We start from the raw sequence: 16,874 nt of genomic DNA on the forward strand, positions 1-16,874 counted from the left end.
TAATGACCCCATGATGACGGGCGTCACTGTCTCGGTGATGGCCGCGAGCGGAGCTGGGGGGCTCATTGTCCACGACCCGATTACGCGTCTTCCTCGACCGGCTCGGTTGGCCGCCGGAGAGGCTTGCCAGGGAGATCAACCGCAGGTGCGGCGAGGGCACCATCAGCCCCAAGGCCCCGTACCACTGGCTGAAGGGTGCCTATCCGCGCCGCCAGATCCCCTGTGCGGTGGCCGAGATCCTGTCCGAGCATCTGCGCGAGCGCATCGACGTGAGCGTGATCTGGCCGGACGGCCTGGCCGAGGCGGCCGCACCGTCGGTCGCCGAGCCGGAGCCCGTACCGCAGTCCGTCGCGTACGACACCTCGGACTACACGCCCGTGGTGAGGGATTCGTGCGGGTCACTCACCATGGCCAGGGAGGTGGCGGCGACCAACACGGACGAATCGACGTTCCAGCAGCTCGACCTGGAGCTGCTGGCCATCGGGCAGTCGTACGCGCATGTGCCGCCGGTCTCGCTGATGCACCGGGCGACCCTGCTGCGCGACCGGGTGGCCGAGTTGCTGCGCGGGCAGCAGCGGCCCAACCAGCGGGTACGGCTGCTGGCGATGGCCGCCCAGAGCTGTGCGGTGATGGGCTGGATGGCCAGTGACCTCGACGAGCGCAAGGCGGCGCAGAACCACCTCACCGCCGCCTGGGACCTGGCCGACCTCTCCGGCCAGGCCGGTGCGCGGAGGTGGGTCCGCACCGCGCAGTCCCGGGTGGCCTACGCCATGGGGCACATGGTGGAGTCGGCCGAGATGGCCGCCGACGGCCTGACCCACCCCTCGGAGAACTCCGACGCGATGCTGCTGCTCCAGCGGGCCATGGCGCTGGCGGCGGCGAAGATGCCCGGCGAGGCGGAACGGGCTCTGGCCGCGTGGCGGAGCCTGCGGCCGGTGGCACCGGGGCCTGCAGCGCACCCGATGACGGAGCCGCCACCGGACGTCCAGGCGTGCATGGCGGGCACGGCGCTGGTGCTGCTGGGACAGGCGTCCGACGCGCTGGACGAGCTGAACCGGGCACTCGAACTCTTCGACGCGTCCCCGCCGGGCAAGCGGTTCCTGTCGGTCGAGATGCTGGCGCACATCCAGCTCGCCCGCTGTCACGCCGCTCTCGGCCACCCGGATCTGGCCGCGGCCGTCCTCGCCCGGGTGCTGGAACGGGACGAGGACGAGCTGACCGTGATCCAACGCACCGCACTGGCCGACGCACGCGCGGAGGTGTCGCGGGTGATCCGCGCCCCCCGGCAGACCGGCGCCCTGGCCGGCCGGATGGCGGGCACCGCCACCTGACCGGGCGCCGGACCGCCCTTTCCCTCTCCCGACGCCACGCCCCGCGGTGGGCGGGTCGGGACAACCTGTCGTCGAAAGGTCAGCGTCGATGTTCCCACTCGCACCGGACGAGATCCGTGACCGGACAGTCACCCACGCCGACGCCCTGCTGGAACTGCTCGCCGAGAGCGTCCGCCGACCCAGCGAGAGCGGCTGGGAGGACAGGGTGGACGGTCTGTACCTGGACTGGTTCGCCGAACACGGCTGGCAGGCCGAACGGTTGCCGCTGGCCGCGTCGGCGACCGAGAACAGGGCCGAGGAGCGGGCGAACGTACTCGCCTGGTGGCCGCGGCGGCGCGGCCGGCCGGTCGTGGTCCTCAACGGCCACATGGACGTGGTGCCCGCCAGGCAGGAGGACGGCTGGAGCAGACCACCGTACGACGGGGTCCGCGCCGACGGGCTGGTGCACGGGCGCGGTTCGATCGACATGAAGGGCGGCATCGCGTCCGGTCTGCTGGCGCTGACCGCCCTGGCCGACGCCGGGTTCGACCCGCCCTTCGACATCGCGGTGCAGCTCGTGGCCGGTGAGGAAACCACCGGCATAGGCACCAGGACCCTGCTGGAGGGCTTCCCCCGGCCGGCGGCGGCACTGGTCCTGGAACCCACCGACTGTGTGATCGTGCCGGTGAGCACGGGCCTGCAGTTCTTCACCGTGGACGTCGCCGGGCGTTCCGCGCACACGTCGGCGCCGTGGCGCGGGGTGGACGCGTTCGACCGGCTGTTACGGGTGCGCGCGGCCCTGCTCGACCTGGCCGAGCGCCGGGGCGCGGCCTACCGGCACCCGCTGTTCGCCGATGTGCCCACGGCGATCCCGTTCGCCATCGGCACGGTGACGGCGGGCCATTGGCGGGCGGCGGTGCCCGCGTCGGCCACCATGTCCGGCCGGATCGGGGTGCGCCCGGGTGAGTCCCTGGAGGCGGTGCGCGCCGAATTCCTCGCCGCGGTGGCGGCGGCGCCTGCGGACGACCCGTCGCTGCCCGCACCGGAGGTGCGCTGGGACCACGGCCTGCTCGGCTGGGAGACCGCCCAGGACCACCCGCTGATCAAGGCACTGGCCGCCGCCCGGGAGACGGTGCTCGGCGAACCCCGGTTCACCGGCTTCACGGCGGGGTCGGACGCCGCCTACTTCGGCGCCGCGGGGGTCCCGACCGCCGTGTTCGGACCCGGTCAGGTGTCCAGGGCACACGGGCCGGACGAGTCGGTGGCCGAGGCGGATGTCGTCGCCGCGGCCGACGTGCTCGCCCTCGCCCTCACCCGACTGGACACGGAGAGCCTGCGATGACGACGGTGTTACTGGTGCACGGCGCCTGGCACGGGGCGTGGTGCTGGGACCTGGTGACCCCACTGCTGCGTGACGGCGGGGTGACACCGGTGGCGGTGGAGCTGCCCTTCACCAGCCTCGCCGACGACGTGGCCGTGGTGCGCGCCGCCGTGGCGGAGGCCGGGGAGCCGGTGGTACTGGTCGGACACAGCTACGGCGGTTCCGTGGTCAGCGCGGCGTCCGCCGCGCCCGGTGTGGCGGCGGTGCTGTACGTGACGGCGAAGGTCGTGGGCACCGGCGAACCGCAGGACCTCACCGGCGGCGCGCTGCCGGAGGGCCACGAGTCGGTGCTCACCCCGGAGTTGGTCGCCGCCATCCGGTTCGCCGAGGACCGCACCACGGTGTCGGCGGACGACGCGAAGGCGCTGTTCTACCACGACTGCCCGGCCGGCCTGGCGGAGACAGGGGCGAACCGGCTGCGGCCGGTGCACCTGCCGTGCGCCACCGGCACCCCCGACGACACCAACTGGTCGGCTCTGCCCACGAGTTACCTACTGTGCACCGAGGACCGCGCCATCCCGTACGCGGTACAGGCCGCCTACGCGTCGCGCCTCGACGGGGAAACGGTGACGCTGTCCTCGGGCCACTCCCCCTTCTACAGCCACCCGGCCGAGCTGAGCGATCACATTCTCCGCATGGCCGCGTCCGTCGGGGCATCCTCCGCCGGTGCGCGGGACGCGGAGGCGACCTGACCGTCAACACGTGTGGAAGGGCGGGCGGGTTGACGGGCGCACGGGCGCACGGCGGGCGGGGGATGATCCAGGAACCCGACCCGCACCGCGGATCACGCACCGCGGATCACGCACCGCAGATCACGCGCCGCGGATCAGGACCTCGACCCGGTACGTGAGCTGTCGGGGCGGCGGGCTCCGAACCCACGACCGCTTCGTTCCGAACGCGGGGTGCGTGCCCCGGCCGGCATGGCACCGGTCGGGGCACGGTGGGTTCAGGACCCGCAGCAGCCGCCGGACGCCGTGTCGTCAGCGGCTGCGACCGGCGGAGAGATGCCGGTGCCGATCCGCACGAGGGCGGGGGCCGCAGCACAGCAGCCACCTTCGTCGGCCCGGCCGGCGGCCGGATCGTCGAAGAGTCCGGCGCCACCGCAGACCCCGGTCTCGGGGAGGGCGAGTTCGACCCGGTCGGCGGACTCGGTGTCACCGGCGATGGCGGCGGTGACGGAGCGGACCTGCTCGTAACCGGTCATGGCCAGGAAGGTCGGGGCCCGGCCGTAGGACTTCATGCCGACCAGGTACACGCCCTGCTCGGGATGGGACAGTTCGCGGTGCCCGTGCGGGGGGACGGTGCCGCAGGAATGCTGGTTCGGGTCGATGAGCGGGGCGAGCCCCACCGGCGCCTGCAAGCGCTCGTCCAAGGCGAGGCGGAGCTCGGACAGGAAGGACAGGTCGGGGCGCAGACCCGTCAGGACGATGACCTCGTCCACCGGATCGAGGCGCCGGCCGTCCTCACCGACCAGGACCAGGCGGCCGTCGTCGGTGGGCTCGATGACTTCGGTGCGGAATCCGGTGACGGCGTCGGCGTGTCCGTCGTCGACGGCGGCCTCGGCCGCCAGACCCAGCGCGCCGCGGGCGGGGAGTTGGTCGGCGCTTCCGCCGCCGAAGGTGGAGCCGCTGATGCCGCGGCGCAGTATCCACACCGCGTGCGTGCCGGACTCGTCCTTCGCGATGTCGGCGAGGGCGGCCAGGGCGGTGAACGCGGAGGCTCCGGAGCCGATGACAGCGGTACGCCCGCCCGCGTAACGGGCGCGGACCGCCGGGTCCTTGAGGTCGGGGACGCGGTAGGAGACGCGGGCGGACGCGGTGTGTTCGCCCAGGGCGGGGAGCCCGTCGGCACCGATGGGGCCGGGGATGGACCAGGTGCCGGACGCGTCGATCACGGCCCGGCCGAGAACCCGCTCCTCGGCGCCGTCGGCGAGCGCGACGCGGACGGTGAAGGGCTGCCGCTCCCGGTCCGCGTCGACGATCCGGTCACGGCCGAGGCGGGAGACGCCGGTGACGGTGGCGCCGCACCGGACCTTGTCCCCGAGGGCGGCGGCGAGTGGCTGGAGGTACCGCTCGGCCCAGTCGCCTCCCGTCGGGTGGACGTCCGCTTCGGGCCTGGTCCAGCCGGTCGGTGCCAGCAGCTTCTCGGCGGCCGGGTCGATGAGTTCGCCCCAGGTGGAGAACAGCCGCACGTGCGACCAGTCGCGCACCGCGGTGGCGGCCGTGGGCCCGGCTTCCAGGACCAGGGGTTCGATGCCCCGCCCGACCAGGTGGGCGGCGGCCGCCAGCCCGGCGGGGCCGGCGCCGATGACGACGACCGGAAGGTCTGCGGTGGTGGTCATGACGGTGATGTCCTCCCGGATGAGCGACCGCGACCGGCCACTGTTTCGATTGCTGTCTATATGCGGACCTTGCCACCCGGTATCGATGGGTGTCAACATAGACATATGTCGAAGTCAGAGGTTGCCGGGCCGCCGGTCCTGGACGCGGGAGTCGTGGTGCCGTGCTGCCCGCCGATCACCGCGGGAGAGCTGTCGCGGGACGACGCGGAGAGGATGGCCGTGATGTTCAAGGCGCTGTCCGACCCGGTGCGGCTGCGCCTGTTCTCCAAGGTCGCCTCACACCCCGGCGGCGAGGCGTGCGTGTGCGACATCTCCGACGTCGGCGTCTCCCAGCCGACCGTGTCGCACCACCTGAAGAAGCTGCGCGAGGCCGGGCTGCTGACCTCCGAGCGGCGCGGGACCTGGGTCTACTACCAGGTCGCCCCGTCCGTCGTGGCGGCCATGTCCGCCATGCTCGACGTGCGCCCCTGAACCCCCGGTCCGGCGCCCGCACGCCGGGAGCCCTGGCACGGGCGGATGCCGACGGCAGGGCTGTTCGTACCCGCGGCGCGGCGGCCGAGGCGGCGCGTCAGGTGTCCCTTCCGTGCCGCGGAGCGTCAGACGTCCCTCTCCGTGGCGCGGGGCGTCAGGCGTTCCGTCCTGGGGTGGTGAGGGCCGCGGGGCCGAACTTCCCGCGCCAGGCCAGCGCCACGTACACCAGCCCGATCAGGACGGGGACCTCGATGAGCGGGCCGACCACGCCGGAGAGCGCCTGGCCGGAGGTGACGCCGAAGGTGGCGATGGCGACGGCGATGGCCAGCTCGAAGTTGTTGCCCGCCGCGGTGAGGGCCAGGGTCGCGGTGCGGTCGTAGGCGAGACCGAGTGCCTTGCCGAGCAGGAAGCTGCCGAAGAACATGATCGCGAAGTAGCCGAGCAGCGGCAGCGCGATACGTACGACGTCCAGCGGCTGTGAGGTGATTGTCTTCCCCTGCAACGCGAACAGGACGATGATCGTGAACAGCAGCCCGTACAGCGCCCACGGGCCGATCCTCGGCAGGAACCTCGCCTCGTAGGACTCGCGGCCCATCCTCCTCTCGCCGATGCGGCGGGTGAGGAAACCGGCGAGCAGCGGGACGCCGAGGAAGACGATGACGTTGAGGGCGATGTGCCACACGGGCACGTCGAGACCCTGTCCGTCGCCCAGGCCGAGCCACCGGGGCAGCAGATCGAGGTAGAACCAGCCCAGCACACCGAAGACCAGGACCTGGAAGACCGAGTTCAGGGCGACGAGAACGGCGGCGGCTTCGCGGTCACCGCAGGCGAGGTCGTTCCAGATGATGACCATGGCGATGCAGCGGGCGAGCCCGACGACGATCAGACCGGTGCGGTACTCGGGCAGGTCGGGCAGGAAGATCCACGCCAGGGCGAACATGACGGCGGGGCCGACGATCCAGTTGATGACCAGCGAGGACACCATCAGCCTGCGGTCGCCGGTGACGGTGCCGAGCTTGTCGTAGCGGACCTTGGCCAGCACCGGATACATCATCACCAGCAGACCGAACGCGATCGGCAGGGAAACGCCGCCGACCTCGATCTTCGCCAGCGCGTCGTTCATCCCGGGGATCAGCCGGCCCAGCCCCAGGCCGACGGCCATGGCGAGCAGAATCCACACCGCGAGGTAGCGGTCGAGGGTGGAGAGCTTCCCGACGATCGAGTCGCCCCCGCCCCCGCCCGCATCGGCTGCGGTATCCGCCGCGGTGTGCTCGGCGGTCACGGACAGGCCCTCTTGTTCCCGACGGCGGTACGGGCGGACTCGGCCAGCGCCGCGAACTGCGCCGAGAGCCCGGCGAGGACCTCCGGGCGCAGCTTGTAGTAGGTGAAGCGGCCACACGGCTCGGTCTCCACCACGCCGGCCTCCCGGAGGACCTTCATGTGGTTGGACAGGTTGGTCTGCTTCGCGCCGGTCTCCTCGACCAGGTGCGTCGTGCAGAGCGTCTCGCGCGCCAGCAGGGTCACGATCCGGAGGCGGAGCGGATCGCCCAGCACCCGAATCAGATCAGTATCGACTGAAGTCAGCATGCACTGATACTTTCACATCAGCGTCCACTGATGCCAGTGCGAAGTGAAGTCATTGCCAACTGATCCCGCCGTGCGACCAGGGAGAACGATCAACACGGCCGAGTCCACCGGCAAGCCGTCCGTCCTGTTCATCTGCGTCCACAACGCCGGCCGCTCGCAGATGGCGGCCGCCTGGCTGACCCACCTGGCCGGGGATCGCGTCGAGGTCCGCTCCGCAAGCCCGGCCGCCCGATCCGTACATCGACCAGGACGGGCTTTCGAAAAACGTGACCAGGGGGGATACGCGCCACAATCCTCACCTGCTTCGGGCCGTGCGGTCAGGGACCGCCGGGGGCAGGGGTGCGCTCCGAAGCGTAGACCCACCCTCGATACGTCGGACGGCTACCTCCGCGAACCGGACACAGCCGGGCGACGCCCGGAATCAAGTACCGGGCCCGGCAGGCGACCTCCATCGTCGGGTCGAAGACGTTGGCCTGGTCGAGAATCACCGTGGCACCCTTTCCCAGCAGCCGGCCGAGGCTGCGCATGTTCACCATGGGATGCTCTGGCCCCGAGGGCTCACGCTGTCGGTGAAGTAGACGGCCGGGTGTACTTCCTCGGCTTCCCCTCGCACACGGTTCTGGCACGAGTGGCCGACGACGTCCTGCCGAGACTCACGGTCTCCACGAAGGTGGGTTACTTCCCCGGGCCGGAACGCTCGGAGCATTCATTCCCTGGAACCGGTACGGCTGTACGAGGCCGTGGAGCAAGCCGCCCAGGACCTTGGGCGAGAGCCTGACCTGGTGTTCCTCCACAACCCCGAACACTCCCTCCGCGACAACGGCGGCCATGGTCGGGACGCACTCGCCCAGGCATGTACGGCCCAGGACGATGCCGCCTCGAAGGGGCTGTGCGGTGCCTGGGGCGTCTCCTCCTGGGACCCGTACCCACTGATCGGCCTGGTCGATTCGACTACACCGAGGCCGTCGATCCTCATGGCGAGAGCCGGGCTGCTGGTCGGTGTCAGAACGCTCGACGCCGTAGATGCCCTCACAGCGGCTTGGGGCTTGGGCAGTGGCAGCGTGTGGGGCATGAGCCCCTTCGGAGGAAGCACGGGCGATCCGGTGTGGGACCGAGTCGATCCTCGGATGTTCCTCCGGAACGGTGACGGGTTTTCCCGCACCCAGGCGGCTTTCCGGGCTGCCTACCGCCTCCCCCGGGCGGTCGGCACCCTGGCCGTCGGCACGGACGAGCCCGCTCATCTGGCGGAACTGCTCGATGCCCTCGCCGCCGAAGCCGACGAGGAGACGATCCACGAGTACCGCGCCCTCCTCCGGAAGTGTTCCAGCGGTCAGCCCGCCTGAAGCTCCGCGATGACCTGCCGCGCCATGTGCCGGGCGGGTTCGCTGCGGGGGTCCTCCGGATGGGCGTCCGGTCCGAGGATCTTCGAGGCCGCCAAGAGCGTCATCAGCTTGCCGTCCCGGCTCTCGAAGTCGTGCCGCCGCTCGCTCCATACGCGGTCGGCGAGCGCCGGGACGGCGAGGGAGGCGGCCCACAGGGTGGCGGCGTCGAGGCCCTGGGGGGCGTTTCCCCAGTCCTCCCAGTCGAAGAGGGAGAAGACGGGTGCGCTCATGTTGGCCCAATTCAGGTCGGCGTGGGCCGGCACCCACCGCTCGACGGTCGTGTCGATCTCCTCGGGGAACACGCCGCGGATCGACTCGGTGACCAGGTCCCGCGTGATCGTGATGGTGTCCGGGGTGGCCACTCGCCGGGTGCTGTTCCGTGCGAGCGCGTCCAGGGAGGCTCCGAAGGCCCGCCACCACTCCTCGGACAGTGCGGGCTCTTCGCTCAACACGGCTGTCCCGACCGGCTCGCCGGGAAGGAGCCCGGTCTCGTCGGCCCGCCACATCACCGGCTCGTCCGCGTCCCGCCAGACCACACATCCCTGCCAGGCCGGCTGGGCGACCCCTTCCAGCCGGGCGGCGCTCTCCGTACCGTTCCACCCCTGGTCGGTGATCTTTTCAAGGGGGCGCCGCTCCACCCGCACCCAGGTATCGCGCTCGGTCCGGACGCCGACCGACCGGCGCTTGCGCACCACCGTGTCCGTGTCCAAGCGCGTCTGAAGGGAACGCTCGACGTGATCAAGCAGCTCGTCGACCGGCTCGACTCGGAGGTCAACAGCGCGAACAGCGGAGACCGAGTGCGTCATGCGGGGACCGTAGCAGCGAGGCGAGGTGCCGCAGAGGCATATGAGCCAAGGACGAGCGGTTACCGGCCTCTGTCAGTGCGGTTCGAGCACGCTGATGGCCTCCTTCCTGTGTGGTGGAGGAGGCCATCAGAGGTCGGCCTGTCGGCGCGGAACGGGCCGTGTCGTCGGGCTCAGCAGTGCAGCAGGGCCGGGCACGGCCGGGGGCTTGGGCGTCAGCCTTGCCGTCGTGGTGGTGCGTGCCTGGGCGGCGAGGGACCACTCGATTGGATCAAGGCCAAGCGCCCGCGGGGAATCGAAGAGCGCTTTGCGGGCGAGTCTGTTGCGCCCGTGGATCACAGACACCTTGCGAGGGTCTGTGCCCGCCCTCGGCCACACCGTCTGCCATGTCTACCTCACCACTCATGGTCGAGGGAACCTGTTGGCGTCGACGCTAGCCGGAGACCCCGACAGTCGGGGCGGGTCCGTTCGGGAGCCGCCTCCCGTACTTGGCTCACAAGATGGCCCCTGACCTGGTCTTACAGCTGTCGGGGTGGCGGGATTTGAACCCACGACCTCTTCGTCCCGAATGAGGGTCGGTTACTGATCTTGCCAGTGCGGATGGTGTTTGCCCTGGTCAGGGCATCGGTCTGTCGTGGTCTCGGGCGGTCTCGAAGGGGACTGGGGAGCGGGTTGGCTCCCAGATGGCTCCCAGGAATGGGCAGCGTGAGCGGGACCGAGCCAGGTCGGGCACCGTGTTCTGCTACGGGATACCCAGGTCGTCTACCAACAGGTCCAGCGTCGCCTCCTCGTGGAGCGCCACCCCGAGCGCTGCCATGGCAGGGGCGAGACCGGCGTCCCACACCGCGCTGACGGGCTCACCGACCAGCGGCAGTGGGGGGATTCCCTCGGCCTGGCTGCGCGTAGCCAGGTGTTCATAGTCGTCAGCGCCCATGCGCCAAGGTCGGGCTCCGTAACGGCGCATGATCCGGTTCGCCAGAGCGATGCCCGGCCAGTCGAAGTCGCCGTGGTAGGCGAAGCGGCAGTCGCCCGAGGCGAGGGCGTCGAGAAGGGTGAGGACCACCGTCGCGGCGCTGCCGGAGGTGCAGACCAGGGCCTGCGAACAGCCCGCGTCCGCTGCGGCCTCCACCACACGGGGGTTCTCGCAGATGTGGACGACGGAGTCGGCTGGCAGGCGAAGTGGCACGTCACGGAGGTCCCGGGACGTCAGGTGGGTCTCCGCACGGTGGTCGGCTCGCTCCCGCAGGGACCTCGCGCGCCAGTCCTCGCCGAGGGGCCGGAGGCCGTACGTCAGCACTGTGCTGGAGACCTCGTCCGGGGTGACCGCGACCAGCCGCCACAGTGCCCGTCGGCCGACCGCGTCACCGGGAAGATCCGTGTCGTGGGCCAGCGTGATACCGCGCTGGACGAGGCGAGCGAGCCAGGTGCCGTCGTCGAGCCCGTGCGCCGAACCTGTTACCGAAGCGGCCAGCTCGCCGCGGCCCCGTGTGCCCGTACGGTGTGGGTCGAGCAGCACGCCGAGCACCTGGACGGCCTGCTGAAGCGTGCGTACGGCCGTTTCCGGTGCCACACCTTTCGGGACGCCTGTGCGGCGCAGCACATCCGACCACTGTTCCACCCACGCCAGCCCGGCCAGCGGCGACGCGTCGAGGGACGAGGCGAGCGCGGCCCAGACGCGCTGACGCTCTGCCGCGTTCTCCTCGCGGGCCGCGCGGCGGTCGACGAGCGGAGGGCCGAGTTCCTCCAGGACCTGCCTGAGCCCGAGCCCCGCGGCCGAGGCCCGCAGGCGTTCGTCGAGCACGTCGAGCCTCACCGTCACCGCCGTACCGGTGAGGGGCTTGCCCAGCAGGAGCGACAGGTCGTTCCGCTCCTGGGAACTCACCGCCGTCAGCCGGAGGGAGCCGGTGGACCGCACCCCGTTGCTCTCCAGCCGTTTGCGTGCCGCGCTCCAGAGCCGGACGAGGCCGGGACCTGCCAGCCAGTCGCGCGTGGCGGGCGGAAGGGCGCTCATCCCGATGCCGGCCGCCGGTGGCGACCGTTCCATGTGTAGTGCAACGTGGCCACTCCGCGTACGTGGGGGTCGCGCAGGCACTCGTAGATGTGCAGGGAAGGGACTTCGGCCCAATTGCCCATCAGCCGCTCGCTCGTGAGGACGAAGTCGAGGTCCAGATCGACCAGGATGCGGCCCAGCCGTCCATGCGTGGGTTCGTCGACCTTGGCGAAGGCGTCGTCCAGGAGGATCAGCCGGGGCGCGTGCGGGGCCGCGTCGGCGAGGCTGGTGAAGTGGGCGGCAGCGGCGGCGAAGAGCACGAGGTAGGAGAGCACGCGCTGCTCGCCCTGGCTCAGGCCGGTGCGGCCGGTCAGCTTCCTTCTGCGCCCGGGGGCGGCGTCCTCGACCACGAAGGTGTGGAAGGTGAACCAGGTGCGGTAGTCGAGTGCGGTGCGGAGGTGGGCGGTGTATCCGGCGGACGGGTCGGCGCGGCGGGCTTCCTCGATGCGGCGTTGCAGTACGTCGCGCAGTTGCTCGGTCTGCTCGCGTGTCCGGAGGCTCGACGGGCTGCGCAGCAGTTCGACGGCCACCCGCACGTCGGCCTCGGCGTCGTCGTTGAGCTTCCAGAGGAGTTCCACACCGAGGCCGTGCGAGGTCCGTACGGTCTTCAGCGTGTCATTGAGTGCCGCGACCATGTTGGCCGCCGTGATGACCTGCGCGGAGAGGTGGTCGCCGAGCTCGCCGGTCAGGAAGCGCTGGAACACGTCGCTCTCGCGTTCGGTGAGCCGCCCTCGTGCCTCGGCGGCCTCCACGGCGATCCGCTCGCCCACGACCGCGACGTCGTGCGAACCGTGGTCGTCGAGCAGGCGACACACCTTGATGCCGTCGTGTTCGTCGAGCTGTGCGTCGTAGCCGCCCGCCAGTTGATCACGCAGCGTTGTGTGCCGTTTGAGGAGAAGGCCGTCGGACACCTCTTCCTGGTGACGGCCGAGACTCCGATCCACCGCTTCCGCCAGCGTTCGCAGTGAGCGCAGGCGGTCGCGTGCGCTGGTGCCCGAGTCGTCCTGTAGCTGATCGGGGAGGGCCGTACGATCCAGTCCCACTCCGATGACGATCTCCTGGCGGCTGAGAGCGCCGCGCAGTGCGCGGCCGGTCTCGATCACGGCTGCTTCCTGGTCCGCCAGTTCCTCGCGCAGACGCTCCTCCTTCTCTTCAGCTCGTACACGCTGGTCGCGCAGACCGTTGTGGTCGCGCTCCCTCGACGGGATGGCACCCACGGCATGGGCGATACGGCCCTTGGCCGCCTGTTCGTCGGCGAGGATCTTCTCCTCGGACGATCCGACGGCGGTTTCCCGGGTCCGCAGATCCTGCTGCGCGGCGAGGAGTTGCCGGTGGTGGAGCCGGTAGCCCTCTTCCGCCTCCGTCCGCTTCTCGCGGGCCGCCGCGTACCGCCGGTCGTCCGCCTGGCTTCCGCCGAGCCGGGCGACCGTACCGTTGACCGCCCTGCGCAGGTGGCCGACGCCGGTGAGCAGCGAGGCCAGGGCGGTGCGCACGCGGTCCAGTGCGACGGTGTCGGTGGGCAGGTCGTGGGCGGTCGCGGTGGCGTCCGCCTCGGAGCGCGTCGAAACGGCCAGGGCGCGGGCCTCCTCCGCCTGGCGTGCCGCCTCGGCCGTCTTGGCGGACAGCGCTCGTGCCGCCCTTTCCTCCGAGGCATGGGTGCTCCAGGCGTCGGAGAGCCGCTGCGCCCGAGGGAAATCGCGTTCCGCTTGCGCGAGGGCCCGTCGCCGGGAATCGGCTGCGGCGAGCTCGGTACGGGCTTCGGCCAGCTGCCGTTCCGTCTGCCCGAGCTGGTCTTCCAGCTCGGCCAGTGCCCGTCGCCGGGTCTCGGCCCGCACCGCTGCGCCCACGTACTCGGCGGCGCTTTTGTGGTGCTGCCCGCGGAGGGCTCCCAGTCGCCAGCTACCGTCGAAATGAACCGTACTCGCGGTTGCCGTCCCCCCGTCCGTCGTCCTCGTGGCCAGTGCGAGCGCGATGGCTGACAGCAAGTGCTCCACCTGGTCGGATGTGATGCCACTGTCCGGCTGCGTGACCGGTCGCAGCGCCGAGGCGAGGGTCTGTGCCACCGGCAGCGGGTCGTGGGCCGGAGCCGGGTCGAGAAGGGTGTCGCCGGAGAGCGGGTCGAGAAGGGCGCCGCCCGTGCTGACCCACGCGTCGAGAAGGCCACTCGCCTCCAACGCCGCCTCCAGACCGGCCCGTTCGGCAAAGTTCAGGTGCTCGGCGAAGTCCACCAACCGGTAGAACGGTGCCCCGTTGGCAGGGTTTCGCCCCGCGCTTCGGTGGTACGGGGCCGGAGGCTCCGGGTCCGTACGGCGTTCCCAAGCTCGCCTCTCCTCCGCCAGGCGGTCCATCTCCTCACCGAGCCGGCCGACGCCGACCGCCAGGGTGTCGCGATGCCGGGTGAGGGCGTCCGCGTACGGCTCAAGAGCCAGATGTGCCGTCTGCCGCGCGACGGTGTCGATGCCGGCCGGCAGCGTGCGGGAGGAGAACGCCGCGGCGGAGTCGGCCGCGCGGACCACTTCGGAGAGGACGGTGTCCAGCGGCGGGCACTCGGGCCCCGCTGCGGCCCGCGTCTCGCGCACCCACGCGGCGACCTCGTCAGCGTACTCCCGGCTCTCCTCAGCGACCTTCTGCCGGCTGACTTCGAGACGGTCAGCAGCCTCCTCCACCTCGCCCTCCAGCCGTTCCCGCACCTCGTCGGCCCGCACCGCGCCGCCTCGCGCCTCGTCGGCCAGCGCGAAGAGACGGGTCACGTCCTGGACGGTCCGCTGCCGGTTCCGTACGACGGTCTCGGCGGCCCCCAGTTGCTGCTGCCAGGACCGCAGTCCGGCCTCCGCCGTCGCCAGGTCCACCCGCACCACAGGTCGGTGCCGTACGGTCGGCGATTCCCCGTCCGGGCCGGTCAGCTCCGTCCGTGTCGACGGGGAACGCACGGTGTGCGGCAGAGCGACCGCCTCGCCGAGATGTGCGGCGGGAAGTACCGCCCGCTCCGCCTGGACCAGTAGCTCCCGGTGCTCCGTGGCCAGTTCGGTGAGCCGGGCGCCCAACTCCTGGCCGCCCTCGTCCAGCCGTTCGGCCGCGCTCTCCTCCGCCTCGTGCGCGCCGCGCAACGCGGCGAATGCGGTCATGGCCGCAGTGTGCAGGGCTTCCACCGTGCTGCGGCGCTCCGACAGCTCGCGCAGGCTGCGGTAGGCGTGGCTGTCGTGCAGGGCGGCGAGTTCCGTCCGGGCGGACTCCTCCTCCTCGCGGAGTGTCCTCAGCCCCTCCTCCGATTCCTTCTCACGTTCCCTCAGGACGCTCGTCTGCTGGGCGGCGTCCCCGGCGTTCCGGCGGCGCTCGGCGAGCGTGTCCAGTTCCTGGCTCACGTCCCGCGCCGCGGTGCGCAGGACTCCGGCGAGGTAGTGGCGGTAGTCGGAGAGGAAGGTGCGCAAGGCCGCGTCGGTGCGTTCCAGGCGGCCCAGTTCGGCCCGCACGGTGTCAAGATCGTGGAGGTTGCGCGCCACCTTCTCGACCACGTCCTCGTCGAGTCCGGGCAGGGTCTCGCCCAGCAGGACGGCGAGACCGCCGTGCTCGATGCGGTCCCCGACCGTGGGCCGCCGCAGCCGGTGCAGGAGCTGGGTGAGGTTGCGGTAGCGCGTCGCGTCCGTGATCCCGAAGAGGTCCCGGGCCACGCGGGCCCGGTGTTCGACCGGTCGGTCCGTCGTGTTGCCGGAGCCGACGATCTCCTTGAGCCGGTCGACGGCAAGGGGTTTGCCCGCCTCGACGAGGTGCAGGTCCTCGCCGACGCGCAGCGGGGTGATGAAGAAGGTCGGCACCGCCTTCTGCGCTGACTTCGAGGCGCGGATCGCGGCGCCGACTGTCAGACAGCGGTGGTCGCCTGCCTCGTCGGTACCTCGGAATTCCACCCACAGATAACCGAGGCGGTTGGTCTGCTCGAAGCCGTCCAGCATCAGCCAGGCGAGCGTCGTCCGCCCGGTGCCGGTGGCATCGAGGGCCCGGGAGTCGCCGTCTAGGAGGTACGGGAGCAGCATCTCCAGGGCCTTGGACTTGCCCGCCCCGTTCTTGCCGCGCAGCAGCAGCCGCCCGTCGCCGAAGGCGAACTCCTGCTCGTCGTACTGCCAGACGTTCTGGATGCCCGCCCGGTGCAGCCGGAAGCGCGTACGCGCCGCCTGCGTGTGACCTGAACGTGGAAGGGGGACGAGACCACGAGCATCGGCGGTCATAGCGGCAACTCCTGCTGTGCGTCGGTGGATTTGTTCCGTCCGCCCGTCGTCGGCACGGTGACCTGGGTGGCGTAACGGGCCGCTGGGGCGAGCAGGACCCAGCCCTCGCCGCCGCTGGGGCGGGCCGCCCGGACGTCGGTGACCTGGCGTCCCTCCGGCAGCTCGTCGGCGTACTCCTCCGGCAGCCCCGCTCCCTCGGATCGCAGCGGGCCGGCCGGGGCGATCAAGCGCATGCGGGAGAGCAGGTCCAGCACGGCTTCGCGCAGGGCGTCGGGGTCTTCCAGGTAACCGCGCTGCCAGTTGCTGCGCTGCCCGTACTCGGTGATCAGCTCGGCCAGCAGCTCATCCACCACACCGTCCGGAACGGCGACCCCGACGACGAGGACACCCCCGGTCGCGGGATGTCCGGGTTCAGCCGGGCGGAGCCGCTTCACCAGCCTCTCCACCAAGAGCAACGCCGCCTGGGCGACCGTCCCCGTCCCCGGCAGGTGGAGATCGGTCAGCTCCTCCTCGGGGTCGACCAGGGCCACTCCCTCGGCCCGGATCTCCGTCTCCAGGCCCAGCAGTTCGAGGAACGCCTGGGCCTCCCGGCGCTGGCGGGTGCGGAGCCAGTCACGTTCGGTGTCGGTCAGTTCGTCGAGGTGAACGACAGGGGTCTCGACGAGCATCCGGCGCACATAGGTGCGCGGCCCTCCGAACCCCGGGTCCGCCGCCCGCCTGACCAGGTCGGCGCCGTCCCGCGACTGGGCGAGCGGTCCGGCCACGATGACACGGGCGAGCTCCCGGTCGACCGTGATCAGCGCCTCCCCGTCGGCCTCCTGGGCGATGACGCCCACGTGGCCGTGGGTCTCGATCAGGACGCCCCACTCGACCAGCTGCCGTAGCGCCGCGACCAGCGTCCGCTTCCCGGCCGCTCGTCCGGTCTCCTCCAGCTCGATGTCCGCGTCGGCCGCCGCGGCCCCGATGTCGGCGACGAGCTGCGACAGCAGTACCTGCTCCGGCGCGGTGACCAGCACCGACAGGGCCAGAGCCAGACACGCGTAGGTGTGCGGGGTGAAGGGCGTGCCGGTGGATCGTACGAGCCGGTGCCCCGACCGGGCTCCGAGCCCGGCCTTGAACAGCCGGGCGTAGGAGCTGTCGACCAGGAGGCGGTAGCCGAGCACTTGCTGGAACCGGCCGCCCAGCCAATCGGCGTGCCTGCGGACCAGCGGAAAGAGGTCGGCGTGCGGGCCGTCCGATGTGACCAGCGGGTGTGCGAGCAACAGCCGTGCCGCGGTGCGGCGTTCGGTGGCCAGAGCCACGTCGTGGGCGGAGGGAAGTGTCATGGCG

12 protein-coding genes and 2 pseudogenes are annotated in these 16,874 nt (G+C 71.3%); 6 read left to right on the forward strand and 8 right to left on the reverse strand.

The genetic code is table 11. The features are described 5' to 3' along the window. Nucleotides 1-65 precede the first annotated feature (65 nt). From PZB75_RS17410 to PZB75_RS17420, 3 genes are all read left to right on the forward strand, one after another. Nucleotides 66-1,331: a hypothetical protein gene (locus tag PZB75_RS17410; protein WP_275536229.1), complete on the forward strand. Its 1,266-nt coding sequence runs from the start codon at nt 66-68 to the stop codon at nt 1,329-1,331. Between the two features lie 88 nt (nt 1,332-1,419). After that, complete coding sequence (locus tag PZB75_RS17415) at nt 1,420-2,652, forward strand: M20/M25/M40 family metallo-hydrolase (RefSeq protein ID WP_275536230.1); 1,233 nt, start codon at nt 1,420-1,422, stop codon at nt 2,650-2,652. Continuing rightward, nucleotides 2,649-3,383: an alpha/beta hydrolase gene (locus PZB75_RS17420; protein WP_275536231.1), complete on the forward strand. Its 735-nt coding sequence runs from the start codon at nt 2,649-2,651 to the stop codon at nt 3,381-3,383. The genes PZB75_RS17415 and PZB75_RS17420 overlap by 4 nt, the downstream gene beginning before the upstream one ends. Before the next feature lie 254 nt (nt 3,384-3,637). Here the strand turns inward: PZB75_RS17420 and PZB75_RS17425 are convergent, their stop codons facing one another. Continuing rightward, a complete protein-coding gene (locus PZB75_RS17425; protein WP_275536232.1) occupies nt 3,638-5,032 on the reverse strand; it encodes an NAD(P)-binding domain-containing protein in 1,395 nt (464 codons plus the stop codon). Between the two features lie 105 nt (nt 5,033-5,137). Between PZB75_RS17425 and PZB75_RS17430 the strand changes: the two genes are divergently transcribed. After that, nucleotides 5,138-5,503, forward strand: coding sequence for a metalloregulator ArsR/SmtB family transcription factor (locus PZB75_RS17430; protein WP_275536233.1), 366 nt, complete (start codon nt 5,138-5,140; stop codon nt 5,501-5,503). Between the two features lie 154 nt (nt 5,504-5,657). On the opposite strand, the gene arsB is transcribed toward PZB75_RS17430, so the two are convergent. Continuing rightward, on the reverse strand, nt 5,658-6,785 hold the full coding sequence (arsB, locus tag PZB75_RS17435) for an ACR3 family arsenite efflux transporter (RefSeq protein WP_275536234.1): 1,128 nt from the start codon (nt 6,783-6,785) through the stop codon (nt 5,658-5,660). Beyond that, entirely contained in the window at nt 6,782-7,090 is a 309-nt protein-coding gene (locus PZB75_RS17440) for a metalloregulator ArsR/SmtB family transcription factor (RefSeq protein ID WP_275536235.1), read from the reverse strand. Before PZB75_RS17440 ends, arsB begins: the two co-directional genes overlap by 4 nt. 70 nt (nt 7,091-7,160) lie before the next feature. Here PZB75_RS17440 and PZB75_RS17445 point away from each other — a divergent pair. Next, nucleotides 7,161-7,307, forward strand: a pseudogene (locus PZB75_RS17445) (phosphotyrosine protein phosphatase); the annotation flags it as partial. A 214-nt stretch (nt 7,308-7,521) separates the two neighbouring features. Here the strand turns inward: PZB75_RS17445 and PZB75_RS17450 are convergent. Then, nucleotides 7,522-7,688 (reverse strand): annotated as a pseudogene (locus PZB75_RS17450) (cupin); the annotation flags it as partial. A gap of 472 nt (nt 7,689-8,160) precedes the next feature. Between PZB75_RS17450 and PZB75_RS17455 the strand changes: the two are divergent. After that, complete coding sequence (locus PZB75_RS17455) at nt 8,161-8,433, forward strand: hypothetical protein (RefSeq protein ID WP_275536236.1); 273 nt, start codon at nt 8,161-8,163, stop codon at nt 8,431-8,433. On the opposite strand, the gene PZB75_RS17460 is transcribed toward PZB75_RS17455, so the two are convergent. The 4 genes from PZB75_RS17460 to PZB75_RS17475 all read right to left on the reverse strand — a co-directional run bounded on the left by PZB75_RS17460 (nt 8,421) and on the right by PZB75_RS17475 (nt 16,870). After that, nucleotides 8,421-9,278: a hypothetical protein gene (locus tag PZB75_RS17460; protein ID WP_275536237.1), complete on the reverse strand. Its 858-nt coding sequence runs from the start codon at nt 9,276-9,278 to the stop codon at nt 8,421-8,423. The genes PZB75_RS17455 and PZB75_RS17460 overlap by 13 nt on opposite strands. 739 nt (nt 9,279-10,017) lie before the next feature. Then, on the reverse strand, nt 10,018-11,319 hold the full coding sequence (locus PZB75_RS17465; RefSeq protein ID WP_275536238.1) for a TIGR02679 family protein: 1,302 nt from the start codon (nt 11,317-11,319) through the stop codon (nt 10,018-10,020). Further along, nucleotides 11,283-15,545, reverse strand: a complete 4,263-nt coding sequence (locus PZB75_RS17470) for a TIGR02680 family protein (RefSeq protein ID WP_275536239.1) — start codon at nt 15,543-15,545, stop codon at nt 11,283-11,285. Before PZB75_RS17470 ends, PZB75_RS17465 begins: the two co-directional genes overlap by 37 nt. Further along, nucleotides 15,542-16,870, reverse strand: a complete 1,329-nt coding sequence (locus tag PZB75_RS17475; RefSeq protein ID WP_275536240.1) for a TIGR02678 family protein — start codon at nt 16,868-16,870, stop codon at nt 15,542-15,544. The genes PZB75_RS17470 and PZB75_RS17475 overlap by 4 nt, the downstream gene beginning before the upstream one ends. Between the last annotated feature and the right edge of the window lie 4 nt (nt 16,871-16,874).

Origin of the sequence: Streptomyces sp. AM 4-1-1 (assembly GCF_029167625.1) — a bacterium.
Lineage (GTDB): Bacteria > Actinomycetota > Actinomycetes > Streptomycetales > Streptomycetaceae > Streptomyces.